The 16,558-nt window shown below is 60.4% G+C and carries 12 protein-coding genes and 1 riboswitch; of the genes, 5 read left to right on the top strand and 7 right to left on the bottom strand.

Annotated features, from left to right (window positions below):
• Positions 1-31 precede the first annotated feature (31 nt).
• The 3 genes from PZN02_RS01700 to PZN02_RS01690 form a co-directional block, all read right to left on the bottom strand.
• Positions 32-2,422, bottom strand: a complete 2,391-nt coding sequence (locus PZN02_RS01700; RefSeq protein WP_280659922.1) for a putative bifunctional diguanylate cyclase/phosphodiesterase — start codon at positions 2,420-2,422, stop codon at positions 32-34.
• Positions 2,419-3,459, bottom strand: coding sequence for a polyamine ABC transporter substrate-binding protein (locus tag PZN02_RS01695; RefSeq protein WP_280659921.1), 1,041 nt, complete (start codon positions 3,457-3,459; stop codon positions 2,419-2,421). Before PZN02_RS01695 ends, PZN02_RS01700 begins: the two co-directional genes overlap by 4 nt.
• A gap of 162 nt (positions 3,460-3,621) precedes the next feature.
• On the bottom strand, positions 3,622-4,818 hold the full coding sequence (locus PZN02_RS01690; RefSeq protein ID WP_280659920.1) for an MFS transporter: 1,197 nt from the start codon (positions 4,816-4,818) through the stop codon (positions 3,622-3,624).
• Positions 4,819-4,928: 110 nt separating this feature from the next.
• Between PZN02_RS01690 and PZN02_RS01685 the strand changes: the two genes are divergently transcribed.
• The 3 genes from PZN02_RS01685 to ubiA all read left to right on the top strand — a co-directional run bounded on the left by PZN02_RS01685 (position 4,929) and on the right by ubiA (position 7,842).
• Positions 4,929-5,744, top strand: a complete 816-nt coding sequence (locus PZN02_RS01685) for an AraC family transcriptional regulator (protein WP_280659919.1) — start codon at positions 4,929-4,931, stop codon at positions 5,742-5,744.
• A 141-nt stretch (positions 5,745-5,885) separates the two neighbouring features.
• Positions 5,886-6,710 (top strand): MipA/OmpV family protein, encoded by an 825-nt coding sequence (locus tag PZN02_RS01680; RefSeq protein ID WP_425336261.1) that lies wholly within the window; start codon positions 5,886-5,888, stop codon positions 6,708-6,710.
• A 172-nt stretch (positions 6,711-6,882) separates the two neighbouring features.
• Positions 6,883-7,842: a 4-hydroxybenzoate octaprenyltransferase gene (gene ubiA, locus PZN02_RS01675; RefSeq protein ID WP_280659917.1), complete on the top strand. Its 960-nt coding sequence runs from the start codon at positions 6,883-6,885 to the stop codon at positions 7,840-7,842.
• 399 nt (positions 7,843-8,241) lie between these two features.
• Here ubiA and PZN02_RS01670 read toward each other — a convergent pair whose 3' ends face one another.
• Positions 8,242-8,808, bottom strand: coding sequence for a DUF6101 family protein (locus PZN02_RS01670; RefSeq protein ID WP_280659916.1), 567 nt, complete (start codon positions 8,806-8,808; stop codon positions 8,242-8,244).
• Positions 8,809-9,122: 314 nt separating this feature from the next.
• On the opposite strand from PZN02_RS01670, the gene PZN02_RS01665 reads away from it, so the two are divergent.
• A complete protein-coding gene (locus PZN02_RS01665) occupies positions 9,123-11,300 on the top strand; it encodes a DUF1217 domain-containing protein (RefSeq protein ID WP_280659915.1) in 2,178 nt (725 codons plus the stop codon).
• A gap of 36 nt (positions 11,301-11,336) precedes the next feature.
• Here PZN02_RS01665 and PZN02_RS01660 read toward each other — a convergent pair whose 3' ends face one another.
• From PZN02_RS01660 to PZN02_RS01650, 3 genes are all read right to left on the bottom strand, one after another.
• Positions 11,337-12,773, bottom strand: a complete 1,437-nt coding sequence (locus tag PZN02_RS01660) for an FAD-binding oxidoreductase (RefSeq protein WP_280659914.1) — start codon at positions 12,771-12,773, stop codon at positions 11,337-11,339.
• Positions 12,774-12,912: 139 nt separating this feature from the next.
• Positions 12,913-13,890, bottom strand: coding sequence for an L-threonylcarbamoyladenylate synthase (locus PZN02_RS01655; RefSeq protein ID WP_280659913.1), 978 nt, complete (start codon positions 13,888-13,890; stop codon positions 12,913-12,915).
• Positions 13,891-14,094: 204 nt separating this feature from the next.
• Positions 14,095-14,694 (bottom strand): DUF6656 family protein, encoded by a 600-nt coding sequence (locus tag PZN02_RS01650; protein WP_280659912.1) that lies wholly within the window; start codon positions 14,692-14,694, stop codon positions 14,095-14,097.
• 311 nt (positions 14,695-15,005) lie between these two features.
• Positions 15,006-15,205: riboswitch (cobalamin riboswitch) on the top strand.
• A 107-nt stretch (positions 15,206-15,312) separates the two neighbouring features.
• On the opposite strand from PZN02_RS01650, the gene PZN02_RS01645 reads away from it, so the two are divergent.
• Positions 15,313-16,557, top strand: a complete 1,245-nt coding sequence (locus PZN02_RS01645; RefSeq protein ID WP_280659911.1) for an aromatic ring-hydroxylating oxygenase subunit alpha — start codon at positions 15,313-15,315, stop codon at positions 16,555-16,557.
• Position 16,558: the final 1 nt, after the last annotated feature.

Raw genomic sequence — 16,558 nt, 5'->3', positions numbered from 1 at the left:
GGTCAAGGAAAAAGCGGTGTCCGCGGTGGATTCAAACGGACACCGGGGTCGAGCAGGCGGCCGTCCGCCATTCCTCGGCATTTCCTTCAACCGGTTCGGCCGTGGGTCGCGCCGTTCGGGTCAGTGCCCAGATTCCGAGATCGTCCAGCGAAAGCGGCTTGCTGATCAGATAGCCCTGGAACCGGTCGCAGCCGGCTGCGGTCAGCATCGCAAGCTTTTCCGGCGTATCCACGCCTTCGCCGACCACGGCCATATCCTTCGCATGGCAGAGGGCGACGACGGCCTTGAGGACCGGCAGGGACTGTGACGCGGTCAGGTTGGTGACGAGCGCTCTGTCGAGTTTGATCGTGTCCGCGGCATAGTCGATGATTTGCTGAACCGAAGTGTAGCCGGCGCCAAAATCATCGATCGATAGTCGGAAGCCCTTTTGGCGCAGGTCCTCGATGTTCCGGCGTAACTGATCGCTCACTTTGACCGCGAAGGTCTCCGTCAGTTCGATATCGATCGATCCCGGCTGAAGTCTATGGCGTTCGACACAATCGGAAAAATAGTCACTGATCGAGCGCGAGTGCAGCTCAGCGGAGGAAATGTTGATCGCCAGCACGGTGTCGGGTCCGAAAAGCGCTTTCAACTGACCGCAATCGGACATCGCCTTGTTGATGACCCACCAGTCGATTTTGGAAAACAGGCCGGAGCTTTCCGCAATCGGCACGAATTCGTCCGGAGTAACGTTGCCGAGAATGGGGGAGTGCCAGCGCAGCAGGGCCTCGCAGCCAGTGACGCTGCCTTTCGTGTCGACGATCGGCATGTAGACCAGGTGAAACTGCTCGTCCGGATCGAGAGAGCGCAGTTCCTCCTGTATCTGGCGCAACCGCGTGCGTTTGTCATGGAGCGCGCGGGAGAAACGGGTGGAGCGGTTCTTGCCGGCGCTCTTGGCCTGATACATGGCGGCATCGGCATTGGAGATCAGTTCGGCGACATTGCTTGCGTCGTCCGGACAGATCGCCGCGCCGATGCTCGCCGTCACCGGATAGCGCTTGCCGGACACTTCGAAGCCGTCGTCGAACAGCGCGAGAATTGCTGCCGCGATTTCGCGGACGGTGCCGTCACCCGGTCTTGAGCGCACCAGCACGGCAAATTCGTCGCCGGACAGGCGGGCGAAGATCGCTGGTTTCTGTCCCCGCCTTCGCGTAATGGCGTCGACATGGTCTGCAAGTCGGGCGGCAAGCGTCTTCAGGAGCTCGTCGCCGACTTCGTGGCCATGCTTGTCGTTTACAAATTTGAAATTGTCGATGTCGATGAACAGCAAGCTGCATTTTTCGCCGGACGAGATGGCTTCCTCAACGACACCGGTAGCAAGCGTGTTGAAATGTGCGCGATTGCTGATGCCGGTAAGCGTGTCCGTCCAGGAGCTCTTCTGCACGAGCTCCAGCGAATGGACCGACTGACGGTGCAATTCGCGGATGTTCTGGTTTAGGCGACCGATTTCGCCCGCCTCGTCGTGATCCACGATTTCATCGCGTGCTCCGACCATGACCGCCATGACATTGGCGTCGAGCGTGGCGATCGGCCCGGTAATGAAGCGCCGGATCAGGAAGACGATCAGCCAGATCGAAAAGAGGCTCATCGCCACTGCGCCAAGGGCAAGCAGCATCTTTTGGCGCATCATCTGGCTGTCGAAATGCGCGTCCGAAACGGTCAGCGTCGCATAGAGCGCCGGTCCGAGAGGTGCGCTTGCCGAAAGGTCATCGGTAACGGCGAGCGGCCAAGGCTGGAGAACGATATCAGCCTCATATTCCTTCTTCAGCGCGGCCTGCATCTCAAGGAACCGATCGGGCTGCACCGCCACCTGCATCAGAAGCGCGTTCGCCTTGTTGCTGGGCAGCGGGCGGCCAAGGGTGATCGGATCGATGAACTGGGAGTAGACGATTCTGGGCCGTCCGCCGACGTCGTGAAGATAGGTCCAATCCGTAAGCTTGGTGCCCTTGACGAGTTTCCTGGCCAGTTCGACCTGTGCCCCGTCGACTTCCGCAAACGGGTCCCAACTGTTTTCGAAGTAATATTCCGTTTCCAGCTTGGAGGTCAGGATGACCAGCGACACGAAGCCCATTGGGTCGTCCGAGAGCGACTTTACGCTCTCCTGCAGACGCACGCCGAGCGCGGTGGCGCGATAGGTCTTATCCGTTTCGGATACGAACTGGCGCAGCGCATTGCTGTTCAGCAGAGCGTTGAGGAAGCTCTTGCTCCGTCGGATTTCGGTCTGAAAAACTGCGGCCGCGTGCTCGAGCCTTTGCGACAGTTTGGCGTGCTCAAGCGCCCGGATCGAGCGGCTCTGGGTGATGTGAACCGAAAAGGCAGCGAGGAGGTAGCCCGCAAGCACCACGGGGAAGATGAGGAGGAGTGCGCGCTTGTCGAGTGTCACTGGAAATTCGCCAACGTACTGATGATGCGTCGGCGTGCTTGCACCGACTGGATGGAGAGTTCTTGCTGAAGCTGGCTCTTCGCCAGTATTTCCGGAGGCGGATAGACCGCCGGGTCGGAGCGCATCATTGCGGGCAGGAGGTTGAGCGCCGCGCTGCTTGCTGTCGGCATGGTCAATGCCACCGCGTTTGCGGCAGCACTTTCCGCCGAACCGATGAAATCGAGAAATTCCAGCGCCCGCCGCTTGTTCGGCGACCCCGCTGTCGCGGCCATGCAATCGAGCCAGGAAAGCGTGCCTTCGTTCGGGACCGAATAGCGCCAGAGACCGGGGACGCCAACCTTGTCGTTGAGCACATGCTGGTCACCGCTGTAGCCGAGTGCCATGTAAATGTTTCCTCCGATCGCCGGGTTCTGGATGGAGGTGACCACATAATCGTAGGTCAGCACGGACGGTGCCTGTTCCTTCATGAGGTCGAAGGCGGCCTTCAGCGTCTCGTTGTCATTGGCATTGATGGAAGCGCCGAGCAGCATCAACGGCGCCACGAACGCTTCGTTGTGGTCGTCGAACATGGCGATATGCTTCTTCAGCGCCGGCGCCGGGCGCATGAGATCCTGCCAGGATGTTGGGCGCTCCGTCACCACGTCCGAGCGGTAGAGAATGCCCATTGTGCCCCAAAAATACGGCAGCCCGTGTCCGGCGCAGCGCTTGCGCCATTCGGGTGCATAGTCCTTGAGTGAGGGAACATTGCCCTCGGTGAGCGGTTCGAGAACACCCTTCCTGCCGAAAAGCGCCGCACCGTTTTCTCCGATGACGACGATATCTATGTTGCTGCCCGGATCCGCCAGGATCTCGTCGCGGGCATCGCCGCTGTCATAGTTGACCTGATGGATCGTGACGCCCGTCTTCGCTGTCCAGCGGTCGACGATTTCCTGGTCGATGTAGGATTCCCAGATGAGCAGGTTGAGCGTTTCAGCGCGGGCAGCGGACGCGTATGCCAGCGTCGCCAGGAAGACGGAAAAGACCGCGCGCCCTCTCATTTCATGCCTCTGCCCAAGCCCCATCCGAAAAACGGTAACGCGCAATAATTTATGAATGATTACAGAGGGCCGCGTCGGCAGATGCGGATTTCGGTGCGGCCCGTAGCCGGACCGGATGTCATCATCGGTCGGGCGATCCACCGGGCCTGTTTGGACGGCGTCCTATCTCGCTGGAAGCTTGGGCAGCAGCACCGTCAGAATGCCGAGCAACGGCAGGTAGGAGCAGAGCTCGTAGACGAACGCGATGCCCTGCCGGTCGGCGAAGATGCCGAGCACTGCGGCGCCCATGCCGCCGAAGCCGAAGGCAAAGCCGAAAAAGACACCGGCAATCAGCCCCACACGGCCAGGAACAAGCTCCTGCGCGAAGACGACGATGGCGGAGAAGGCGGACGAAAAGATGAGGCCGATGACGACGCTCAGCACGCCTGTCCAGAACAGGTTTGCATAGGGCAGCATAAGTGCGAACGGGATGACGCCAAGGATCGAGAACCAGATGACGAAGCGCGCGCCATACCGGTCGCCGATCGGGCCGCCGAGGAAGGTTCCGGCGGCCGCCGAGCCGAGGAACAGGAACAGCATCAGCTGGGCCTGCGGCACGCTCGTACCGAACTTCTCGATGACGAAGAAAGTGAAGTAGCTGGATATGCTGGCGAGATAGACGTTCTTCGTCGCGGTCAACAGAACGAGGATCGCAATTGCCCACAGAACGCGCGCTTTCGGCAAGGGAAGCGCGCGGTTCGGAGCGGGCCGGTTCATGGTCATGCGGCGATGGCGCACGTACCACGTGCTGACCCAGGAAAGGATGAAGAAGCCGGTGATCGCCACAATCGAGAACCAGGCGAGACTGCCCTGGCCGAGCGGAATGACGATGAAGGCGGCCAGTAGCGGTCCCAGCGCGCTGCCGGCATTGCCGCCGACTTGGAAGAGGGATTGCGCCAATCCGTGGCGGCCGCCCGACGCCAGCCGGGCCACCCGGGACGATTCGGGATGAAAGATCGCGGAACCGACCCCGATCAGGCTCGCCGCCACGAGAAGGATCCAGAAGTGATCGGCGTTTGCGAGGAGAATGAGCCCCGAGCAGGTCGAAAGCATTGCCACCGGCAGGGAGTAGGGCAGGCCCCATCGATCGGTGACAATGCCGACTGCCGGCTGCAGCATCGACGCGGTCAATTGGAACGTGAAGGTCAGGAGGCCGATCTGGACGAAGTCGAGTGTGTAATTCTCCTTCAGCAACGGGTAGAGTGCAGTGAGCAGCGACTGCATGACATCGTTCAGCATGTGGCAGAAGCTGACCGCAAGAATGACGGAGAAGGCGGTCTTCTCGGGACTGATGCTTGCTGTCGACGTTACTGAAGCCATGAGATGTTTCCCTGCGAACGGCTCACCTGTTGAACTGCAGGTCATCTCTAGACGGCTTGTCGCTGGCCTGCTTTTGTGATTTGGTCCATTTCTTTCGCGAGTGGGCCAAAATGTTGAAGTCGAGAAGGAATTATCCGCCGCAACTGCCGGATGCGGATCATTTCAGAAGCCTGGAGCGGATTGAGAAAGCGAACGCTGCCGTCCTGGCGATTGGCAAGGACTACGCCTCCGGTTTGAGGATCCCACCACACAGCCATAGCCGCACGCAGTTGTGGTGGGCGCGCTGCGGAGTCGTCTTGGTGCATACGCCAGGCGGGCGCTGGATGATCCCTCCGGGCCACGCCTTGCTCATCCCCGCCGGCACGGAACACTCGGCGGAGATGGTGAGCGATGTGCGGATGCATTCGATCTACATTTCCGCTGCCGCCAGCCGCGCGGATCGGCCGCTCGTGCTGGAGATCACCGCGCTCGTCGGCAGCCTTATTGATGCGTTGGTCGGTGCTCAAGACGAAGCGTCGTCGGAGCGGCGGGAGCAATTGATCATGGATCTGTTGCTGGCGGAGATCCCGCGGCTTGCGGAGCGACCGTTGGGCTTGCCTTTTCCGCAGAACCAGAGGCTTGCCTCCCTGTGCCGGCAGTTCCTGAAGGCGCCTTCCGCGACCGCGACCATTGATCAATGGGCCGATCGCATGGGCATCAGCCGTCGGTCCTTTACGCGCCTTTTTCGGCACGAGACCGGCATCAGCTTCGTCACCTGGCGGCAACAGGCTTGCATCTTCGGCTCGCTGCCGCGCCTCGCAGACGGCGAACCGATCACCACCGTGGCGCTCGATGCGGGCTACGAGAATGTCGCGGCGTTCACGACCATGTTCCGGCGCATGCTTGGCGCACCGCCAAGCCTCTATCTGCGCGACCAGTCAAGCTGACCGATAAGATGCCATGGGAAACGAAAGCTGAATTGACCTGGTTAACGGAATCGTAGGAACACACCACAGATAAAGCGCTGGTTGTATCACATCCGAGCGCTCTCCCTCGCTCGTGCCCGGCACGATCCACCCGCCTGGCGAATGATTCACCGGAGTTGTTCATTGCGTATCCGTTTTGCTTTTCTTTCTGGAACATTTTTCCTGCTGGCCGGCGCGGCTTCGGCCGAAGACGGCCGCTTTATGTGGTCGGGCGATTGGTATCTGAAGGTCGGCGCCACCGGTTTCACCGGCCCGAAATACGAAGGCGCTTCGGATCGGATGTTCCAGGCGGCGCCAATGGTCTCGCTCGGCAAAGCCGGCAGCAGCGTGCGTTTCTCGTCGCGCAACGACAATATGTCCTACGCGATCCTCGATCAGGGCGGGTTCCGGGCAGGCGTCGTGGGCAAGCTGCTCTTCGAGCGCGACGAGGATAAGTCGAGCGACCTGAAGGGCCTCGATCCGGTCAAGTTCGGCGGCGAAGTCGGCGGCTTCGCCGAAGTCTATCCGACCGATTGGATGCGTCTGCGTGCCGAGGTCCGCCAGGGTATCCGCACCCATCACGGTGTCGTCGCGGACGTTGCGGCGGACGCCTTCGTCGATGTCAGCGACACAGTACGCGTTTCCGGCGGTCCGCGGCTGACGGCTGCGACGAGCGATTATTTCGACACCTATTACGGTGTGAACAACAGGGAATCGGCTGCGTCTGGCCTCAGCGCCTATGATCCGGGCGGCGGCATCCAGTCCGCCGGCCTCGGCGCTGCGATCACTTGGCAGGCGACCGAGAAGCTGGAGACCAGCGCCTATACCGAGTACCGGCGATTGATGGGCCCCGCCGCCGATTCGAGCCTTGTGCGCGAACGCGGCAGCCGCAACCAGCTTCTGGTCGGGGTTTCCGCGACCTATCGCTTCGACTTTACTCTTCCCTGACGGCCGACGGCGCCGCTGTGTTGAATCGGACGTGCAAAGGACGCTGTCGCACCTTGAATTACCGCATGTTCTTATCCTTAAATCGGCTAGGATTTAAGGATACATCCAGTGGCGACTGTGGACCGGAGCGCCGCCGCTTGACCGCCCGGCCCCGGGGAGCCAAACAGGAGCGATGAACACTTCCTCTCTAGACTCCGGCCGCGTTCACGACGCACCGTCCAACAACTGGGTCTATCGCGTCTTGCCGCGCGCATTCTGGCCCTATGCGCAGCTTGCCCGGTGGGACAGGCCGATCGGCTGGCAGCTCTTGTTGTGGCCCTGCCTCTGGTCGGCCGCGCTGGCTTCCGCGACGGCGGCAAGCCTCGGCAGCTTCTCGGCAGGCCGCTTCCTGTTCCACGTTGTCCTTTTCACGGTCGGAGCGATCGCGATGCGCGGCGCCGGCTGCACCTACAACGACATCGTCGACCACGATATCGATATGGAAGTGGCGCGCACGCGGTCGCGTCCCCTGCCTTCCGGGCGCGTCACGCGCTTCCAGGCCAAGGCCTTCATGGTGCTGCAGGCCCTTGTAGGTCTGCTCGTCCTGCTGCAATTCAACGGCTTCACTGTTTTTCTCGGCATGCTGTCGCTGGCGCTGGTGGCGATCTATCCCTTTGCCAAGCGTTTCACGGACTGGCCGCAATTCTTCCTCGGCCTTGCTTTCTCCTGGGGCGCCATAATGGGCTGGTCGGCGGAGTTCGGCGAACTGTCCCTTGCCTGCGTCATCCTCTACGGCGCCGCGATCGCCTGGACCATTGGCTACGACACCATCTACGCCTATCAGGACAGGGAGGATGACGAACTGATCGGCGTCCGTTCGACCGCGCGCCGGTTCGGTGACAATCCCCGACCGTGGCTGATCGGGCTCTATGGATTGGCCGTCTTGCTGATGCTGCTTGCCTTTGTCGCGGCGGGAGCGGGCTTCTTCGCTTATGCGGCTCTTCTGGTCGCGGCCGTGATGCTTGGCTATCAGATCCTGGTGCTGAATATCCATGACCCGCTGCAATGCCTTGCATTGTTCAAGTTCAACAGCGTCGTCGGCCTCATTGTTTTCGCCGGCCTTGTTCTGACGCTGCTCGTACGTCTCATATAAAAAATCCTCCGGCTGGGTCCGGAGGACGCGTGGCTTCAGTTCGACCGGGCATTTCGGTCACGTCAATCCATTCTTGGCGCCTCTTACGCCCAACTCGGCCCGCCATCGGACTTGCGCGGCTTGACGGCAGTACGTGCACGGAAAGCGGCCCGGATGGCAGTGAGGATGGCGAGCAGTTGCTTGCGCATGCGATATCTCCTTCATTCGTGCCTTGGCTATGGAGCGCATATGGCATGATGAAGGCGAAGCCACTGTTTCTGCGGTAACATTTGCCCGCAACATGTGGAAAACCTCCTCGGCAGATTTTACCCACGTGCGCGGCATCGCAAGCGCCAAATGACGAGGACCGGCCGCAGGGGTTCGGCCGGTCCTCGCACTGGAAGTCGATGGGAGAGGAAATCAGGTTCGGGCGATAATCTCGCGCCCGTCGATTTTCATGTGAACGCCGAGTGCCCCGGTCGAGCGGCGCACGAGAAAGCGCGGGCGGCGCTCTGCGAAAAAGGAGTGGCGGCGACGCGGTTTCACCGGAGCCGTGCGGACATCGCCGAGATGCTCTTCCAGCGGTCGCGCGACACCATCGGCTTCGACCATCAGCATCGGGATGCGATAGGCTTCGGCCCAGGCCCGCCAGTCGGCGGCAATATCGGAAAGGTCGTGGGCGACGAGCAGCGGGATGCAGAGATCCGGATCGTCGTGATGGAGTTCGAGCGTCACTGTAACCTCCCCGTCGCCATGGTCGATCGCCCGCGCTGCAACACCCTTGAACGCTCGCGCAGGCAACGCGATCGAAAGCGGCAGGCCGCTCGATGGTAGCACCTTGCGCAAAACAGCGCCACGTTCGTCAAGACTGATGGTGACATCGCCGGCATGGCCACGCAAGGCGTAGGTTGCCTGCTGTGGAAAACGCTTCGGATCGAGCCTCAGTTTGTTTTCAACCCAAGCCGGTTGAGAAAGTGTGTTGCGCATTTCAATCGCCCTTGTTTTTCCTTGAGAGCCGGTTCCCGGTCTTCTCGTCGGGACTTTTCGTCCTCTATGGGCGGGAGAATAGGCAGCCGCTCTTCCGGACGGCTTAAAAATCGCGGTTAAAAAAACTTTGCGTAGCCCGATGGTTAGCAAAAGCCGACCCGTCAAGGTTTCTTCTTCGTCAACGAAATTGCCGGGATTTTTTGAACAGCGAACGAGCGCCGGAAAAGCCACACACAAGTCTCCGGCGACATGATGTGGCGTCAGAATTCTGTTTTGGTGGGCTTAGGCCCGCTGGCAATCGACAAGGCGGCGGCATGGTTTCGACCTATATCGACTACAATCTCATCACCCGCGACATGAGGGTCAGTCTCAATCGCGTGTCGATCCAGCCGCTGGTTGCGCGCGAGGCCGAATACTACAAATCGAATATCGGCAAGGTGACGTCGGTCGACGAATTTCTCGACGATTACCGTCTCTATTCCTACGCAATGAAGGCCCACGGCCTTGAGGACATGACCTATGCGGTCGCTTTCATGCGAAAGGTCCTCGAGAGCGATCTTGCAGACGACAACAGCTTTGCCAATCGCCTGACGGACGAGCGGTATCGCAATTTCGCCGAAGCGTTCAGTTTCGGCTCGTCTACCGCCGTTGCGCAGACCGACGCCCAGACCGATGCGCTGATCGGGCTTTACAGCGAGACGATCGCCAACGAGTCGAATGTGCTCAATGCCGAGACGAGCTACTACAACGCGGTCATCGATACCGTGACGAATGTCGACCAGTTCCTGGGCAATGAGCGCCTCAGGACCTATGCGATGAAGGCCTTCGGTTTCGATCCCAAATACACGTCCTATTCCCATTTGAGACAGATTCTGACGAGCGACGTCAACGATCCGAACAGCTACGTTAACAAGCTCGGCAGCAACACGGCGCTGAATTTCGCGAAGGCGTTCAATTTCCAGACCGACGGGAGCCTGCCCGCCAGCACGCTGCCGCAAAGCGCGACGCAAAAGAGCGCCATCAACGAGAGCTACATCCTCAACGCCAGCGACCGTGTTACCTCTGCCGAGGCCCTGCTCAACAAGAGCTATTATGAGTCGAAGATCGGTAGCATCACGACGGTCGCCGCGTTGAAGGCCGATGCCCGTTTGCTGAGTTATGTGGTGACCGCTTTCGGACTGCCGCCGAGCACCTTGACGACGACCGTCGAGAATATCCTGACCAGTGACCTCGACGATCCGAACAGCTACGCCAACACCATGGGCGGCGAATACAATAAGGCTTACAAGGCCATGGCAGCCGCCTTCAATTTCCAGACCGACGGCACGCTCGCCAGCGGCGACGACGCGCAGACCGCGGCGCAGATCGCCACCACATCCGATGGCTATTTGATCCATTACAACGACAAGGACGATGCTGCGGACGAGGCTTTGATCTCCCGGTTCAAGCTGCTGATCAACACGCTGACAAGCGTCGATAATCTGCTCAACGATCCCAGCATGATGACGCTTACGCTGCGCGCTTTCGGCCTTGAGGAAGAGGGGGACAGCTTGCGCAAGCTGCGGCGGGTCCTGACCAGCGATCTCAACGACCCCGACAGCTATGCCAACTCTCTCAAGGACGAGCGTTACGTGAAGCTTGCGAAGGCGTTCAACTTCGAGCCCGACGGCTCGCTTGGCGCGCCGAAACTTGCACAGTCCGAGGCCGAAATCCTCAATACATCCAAGGCCTATGTCATCGAAAAGAGCCGCTTTGGCACCGACGAAGACAAGGCCAAGGCGCAGGAAGAGGCCAAATACTACAGTGCCGAGATGCAGAAGATCGAAACGCTCGACGACTTGCTCGGTAATCGGCGCCTGGTCGATTTCGTCCTTGTCGCCGCGGGCATCGATCCTGAGACCGTCGAGACCAGCTACCTTAGGGAGATGTTTGTTTCCGATCTCGATGATCCGGAAAGCCTTATCAACACGGTGAGCGATACCCGCTATCGCGAGATCGTGGCGTCTTTCAATTTCGACATTGAAGGAAAGCTTGCTCGCGGAGCCGCAGGCGAGATCCAGACCCGGCGCGGCATCATTGCGACGATGGATCTTTACCTCAACCAGACGCTGGAAGAAAACGCCGGCGAGGACAATGCCGGTGTCCGCTTGGCGCTCTATTTCAAGCGCATGGCCTCGGAGGTCAACACGGTTTACGACCTTCTTGCCGACAGCGCCTTGATGCAGGTGGTCAGAACCGCCTTCAGCATCCCGCAGGAGATGGCAAGCAGCGACATCGATATTCAAGCCGAATACATCAAGCGTGTGATGAATATCGAGGATCTCCACGATCCCGAGAAGCTCGAAAAACTCTTGCAGCGCTTCACCGCGCTTTATGACGTCGAGAACAACACCGATGTCTCCGCCGCAGCCACCATCCTGTCAGGCAGCAGTGGTTTCGGCATCAGTGCCGACACGCTGATGCAACTGACACAGCTCAGGATGGGCGGTTAGCGGGGGGAGCGCTTTTCTGCCTGCATCCGGAATCGATCACGCAGAGCTTGAGCGCAGCACCTTGTCGGGATTCATGATGCCTGCAGGATCGAAGGCATGCTTGATGCGCTGCATCAGTTCGATCTCGATTGCCGGGCGGATTTCCGCAAGCTCATCGCGCTTCAATTGACCGATGCCGTGCTCCGCCGAGATGGATCCGCCATGCTTCAGCACGATGACGTGGACGATGGCGTTTATCTCACGCCAACGGTCGAGGAAGGCCTGTTTGTCGGCGCCGACCGGCTGGGAAATATTGTAATGGATGTTGCCGTCGCCCATGTGACCGAAGGCGCATATACGGCCCCCGGGTATCGCTCTCATGATGGCGGCATCGGCCTCGGCCATGAAGGCGGGGATGCTCGACACGGGCACCGAAACATCGTGCTTAATGGAGCCGCCTTCCGGTTTCTGTGCCGGCGACATGCTCTCGCGCATGTGCCACAGCGCCTTGCGCTGCGCCTCGCTCGTCGCGATGACGGCGTTTTCGACAAGTCCATCGCTGATGCCCGCCTCGAGCACGCCCTGCATCATGCGCTCTGCACTTTCGGCGGAATCCGAGGTGGAGATATCGATTAACGCGTACCAGGGATGGACCGTTGGCATCGGATCGCGCACGCCGGGAATATGTCCCGTGGTGAATTCGATACCTATTCTCGGCATCAGCTCGAAGCCCGTCAGAGCCGGGCCGCAGAGGCTCGAAGCCCGGTCGAAAAGGGCAAGCGCATCCTCGACGCTGTTAAGGCCGGCAAATGCTACCTGATGGCCAAGCGGCTTCGGGAATAGTTTCAAGACGGCGCCGGTGATGACGCCGAGCGTTCCTTCTGCGCCGATAAAGAGATCTCGAAGATCGTAGCCGGTGTTGTCCTTTTTCAACCGCCGCAATCCGTCCCAGATTTCGCCGGTCGGCAGCACGACCTCCAGCCCCAGGCAGAGCTGGCGCATATTGCCGTAGGCGAGCACGGCCGTGCCGCCGGCATTGGTCGAGAGATTGCCGCCGATCCGGGCGGATCCTTCAGAGCCGAGCGACAGCGGAAAGAGGCGCCCATTATCGTCCGCCGCCTTCTGGATATCGGCAAGGATGCAGCCGGCATCGGCCACGATGATGTTGCCGACGGGATCGATGTCGCGGATGCGGTTCAGCCGCTCGAGCGAAAGAACCATGTCGGCTTTTCCCTCGCGGGGAATCTGGCCGGCCACATGTCCGGTATTGCCGCCCTGCGGGACGATCGCGGTACGCGTTTGGCTTGCCAGGCGCATAATGCGCGAGACTTCATCAACGGAGCCTGGCCTGAGGACGAGCGGCGTGGTGCCGTGATAGAGCCCGCGCGATTCGACGAGATAAGGCGCGGTTTCCGCCGGGCTGCTGAGTGCATGGCCGCTGCCGACGATATCGATGAAAGAGGCGATCAGTTCGGGAGAAAGTATGGTCGTCATGATCGTTCCCTCGTTTTCCTGCGAATTGTTCAGCCTCTAGAGCGGGATGAGGAAAAGTGTGCACGGTTTTCCGCCCGCATCCCGCTCTAACTTATTAGAATCGATCCCGTTTATGATTTTGGGTCGATTGGACGCAAAATCATCGTGATCGAGGCGCTGCCGCCCGCTGCAGGCGATCGATAATTGCTTCCCCGAGACCTTCTTCCGGAACGCGCCCGAAGGCTATCGTCCGAGCGCCGCTTGCATCCGCTCGCTTCATGTAGTCGAAGAGGTTGGCGGCCGCCTCGCGAAGGTTGCCGTGGGGGCTCAGGTCCAGCACGATCGTCGCTTCGCCCTCGCCGGGAAGCGACCTGCCGCCGAAGCGGATCAACGCCTCTCCCGCCCGCACTTCCTCAGCATTCAACCTTACGGCTGCACCCGGCGCGTAATGCGACGCAAGCATGCCGGGCGCCTCGATCGTCGCGCCAGCGTTTTCGGGCCGCACGACCTCGCGCCCGGTCAGTTTCTCGATCTCACCGGCGTCCAACCCGCCGGGCCTGAGGAGCCGCAGCGTGCCGTCTTCAACCTTGATGATCGTCGACTCCAGGCCGATTTCAGCCGGGCCGGCGTCGAGGATGAGTTTCAGCTTGGAGCCGAGGTCGGCTTGCACATGGGCTGCGCTGGTCGGGCTGATCCTGCCGGACGTGTTGGCACTCGGCGCTGCAAGCGGGTGTCCGAAGTGAGCAATCACCTGCCGTGAAAAGCCGTCGGGCATGCGAATGCCAAGCGTGTCGAGGCCGGCCGAAGCAAGTGCATGGACGGTGCTTTCCGGCCGTTGCGGCAGGATAAGAGTTAGAGGCCCCGGCCAGAAGGCCTCCGCAAGCCGGCGCGAGATCGGGTCGAACGTTACGTGCGCCTCGGCCATCGCCATATCCGAGACATGGCAGATCAGCGGATTGAAACGGGGCCGGCCCTTCATCTCGTAAATGCGGCTGATCGCGTCGGGGTTTGTCGCGTCCGCCGCAAGGCCGTAAACCGTCTCCGTCGGGATCGCGACCGGCTCGCCCTGGGAAAGAACGGCGCAGGCTTGCCCGATCGCCCGGTCCGGCTCTGTGCGTGTGTCGATGATTTCGGCCATGGCGGTCCCGTTTGCCCTTTCCGACGCTTCCTTAACGGACGTGCCGGCAAAACAGAACGATTTTCTTCGTCAATGCATGTCGCCCGAACGTGTGCAGCAGTTTTGGGACAACGGCATGCATAAAAGCAAGGACCGCATGTCGCCCAAAGTGTGCAGCGGTTTGGGATGACGACATGCGTAAAAGAGATGCCGACCAAGCTTGGGTCAGAGACTGCGAATGATCTGGCGCAGCGCGTCGTCCCGTGCACCCAGCATCAGGACGTTCTTCAGCGCTACCTTCGGGTCCTGCGTCCGGAAGATCAGGCCGTTGCCCCGTACATTGCGGTTGATGACCATCTGCCCTTCGTCTCCGCCGGGCTCGATGGCCACGGCGAAGTACATACGCGAATAACGCCGCTGTATTCGATCGAAGAAATGGGTCTCGTCACCGAGATCGGAGAAGAAGTTCGCGAAATAGAAGGCCCAGGTGATGTCGTGAGAAGGCTCGAGATGCGTTTTCGCGGCGGTCACATGGCAGTAGCCGAGATGCGGACTGTTCGGCAGCGTGCGGTGAAAGATCATCCTCGGAAACTGGATCGATGCATGGAAAGCGTTGAGCCGCTTGTGGGTGGTCTCTCCGGCCGCCGCCAGTTTCCGCCCCGTGCGCTCGGCGACTTCCTCATGTGTCAGATAGCGCCGCTGCTCGGCTACCCAGTGCCGTCGGCGGTCGATCCGTCCGGTTCGGAGGAACTCCGCATGTGGTGTGGTCCTCGGCGCCGGCAGCGAGGCTCTCGGGGCGGCGTCATAATATCTGAGCTTTGCCATTAGCGTCGGCGCCATCCTGCACGCGAAAAGAAGTGATCCGTCTCGGAATGCTAGCCCCTCACGGTTAACAGATGATTTTTCAAACGCATTCGTCGATGGCGCTCGCTCGGGACGATGTCGCAAAATGGCCGGTCCACTTCGTGCCGGAGATGGCGCTGCCGAAAAAATCGCCAATTGCTTAAATTTTCCACTATCACATTGTTTATAATGAATAATCTTGATGGCTGCTTCGCGATTGAACACGAGAATATCGTGTCGTCTTTCCGGAAGCGGATGTCGTCAATCGGCAAATGGAAAGACACTGCGCGCGCTTAGATATGAACACTCAAGGTGCCGCTCCAGGGAGGGCGGAGAATTGGGAAGCCGGTCAGATCCCGGCGCTGCCCCCGCAACGGTGGTGGAGCGAAAGCCACGGCAAAAGGCCACTGGACGGTGTGTCCGGGAAGGCGCCGGGCGGGTCCCTCTGGGGCCGCTCCAGAGCCCGGAAACCAGCCTTGGGACGAAAATCGACCGTAACTGGTTGCGGCGGGCAGCCGGATCGGAGCCTTTGACGCGCCGGCATCATTGTCGGCGTCGGTTCCTGTCCTGCCTCTCCGAACTGATGAACGAGGACAGGACATGGACATTCAGAACGATATGCTGCGCCGGCTCACAAACCGCCGTGAGGGCTATAGCCTCGACCGGGCCTTCTATACCGACCCGGATTATTACCGGCAAGACCTCGAGCACATCTGGTACAGGGACTGGCTTTTCATCGGCCACGACTGCGAAATTCCGAAAGCCGGGAACTACTTTACCGTTCAGGTCGGCGACTATCCGATCGTTGTCGTCCGCGACCGGCAGGGAACGATCCGGGCGCTCCACAATTCCTGCCGCCACCGCGGCTCGCGCGTCTGCACGCAGCACAAGGGCTCATCGGCCAAGCTCGTCTGTCCCTATCATCAGTGGACCTACGAACTGGACGGCAAGCTGCTTTTCGCGCGGCAGATGCCCGAAGGCTTCGACCCGGCTCAGCACAGCCTGAAGCCTGTCCATTGCGAAACGGTTGGCGGCTACATCTTCATCAGCCTCGCCGACCAGCCGATGGACTTCCAGCCGTTCCGTGAAACGGCCGCAGCCTACCTCGCGCCGCATCGCCTTGGCGAAACCAAGGTCGCCTATGAGAGCACGATCGTCGAAAAGGGCAATTGGAAGCTTGTCTGGGAGAATAACCGCGAGTGCTATCATTGCGCTGCCAACCATCCGGAGCTTTGCCGCACCTACCCGGAAGCCCCGACGGTGACCGGTGTCCAGGGTGCGATGGATGATCCGGAGATCGGCTCCCATTGGGAAAGGTGCGAGGCAGCGGGGCTTCCGAGCACCTTCAGGATTGCGCCGACCGGCCAGTTCCGGATGACGCGGATGCCGCTGATCAACGGGGCTGAGAGCTACACCATGTCCGGACACGCGGCGGTCCGCAAACAGCTTTCCGCGGGCGTCAGCGAGCGCGGGATCGGCACGCTCTTGCTCTTCCATTACCCGACCACCTGGAACCATGTGCTCGGCGATCACGCGATCACCTTCCGCGTGCTGCCGCTCGGGCCGGAACTGACGCAGGTCACCACCAAATGGCTGGTCAGCAAGGATGCCGTCGAAGGTGTCGACTACACCATCGAGGATCTCATCCACGTCTGGACCGAGACCAACGACCAGGATCGCCAGATCGTCGAGGAAAACGCCTTTGGCGTCCGCTCGCCGGCCTATGAGCCAGGCCCGTATTCGGCCGAGCACGAGGGCGGCGTGATGCAGTTCGTCGAATGGTACTGCAACTTCATGCAGAGCCGGCTGCAGGGCGACGTAGCTCCTCTCTCGCGGGTGGCATAAC

Origin of the sequence: Sinorhizobium garamanticum, from assembly GCF_029892065.1 — a bacterium.
GTDB classification, from domain to species: domain Bacteria; phylum Pseudomonadota; class Alphaproteobacteria; order Rhizobiales; family Rhizobiaceae; genus Sinorhizobium; species Sinorhizobium garamanticum.
The sequence above is the reverse complement of the archived record's forward strand: the minus strand, read 5'-3'. Positions and strand labels throughout refer to the sequence as shown.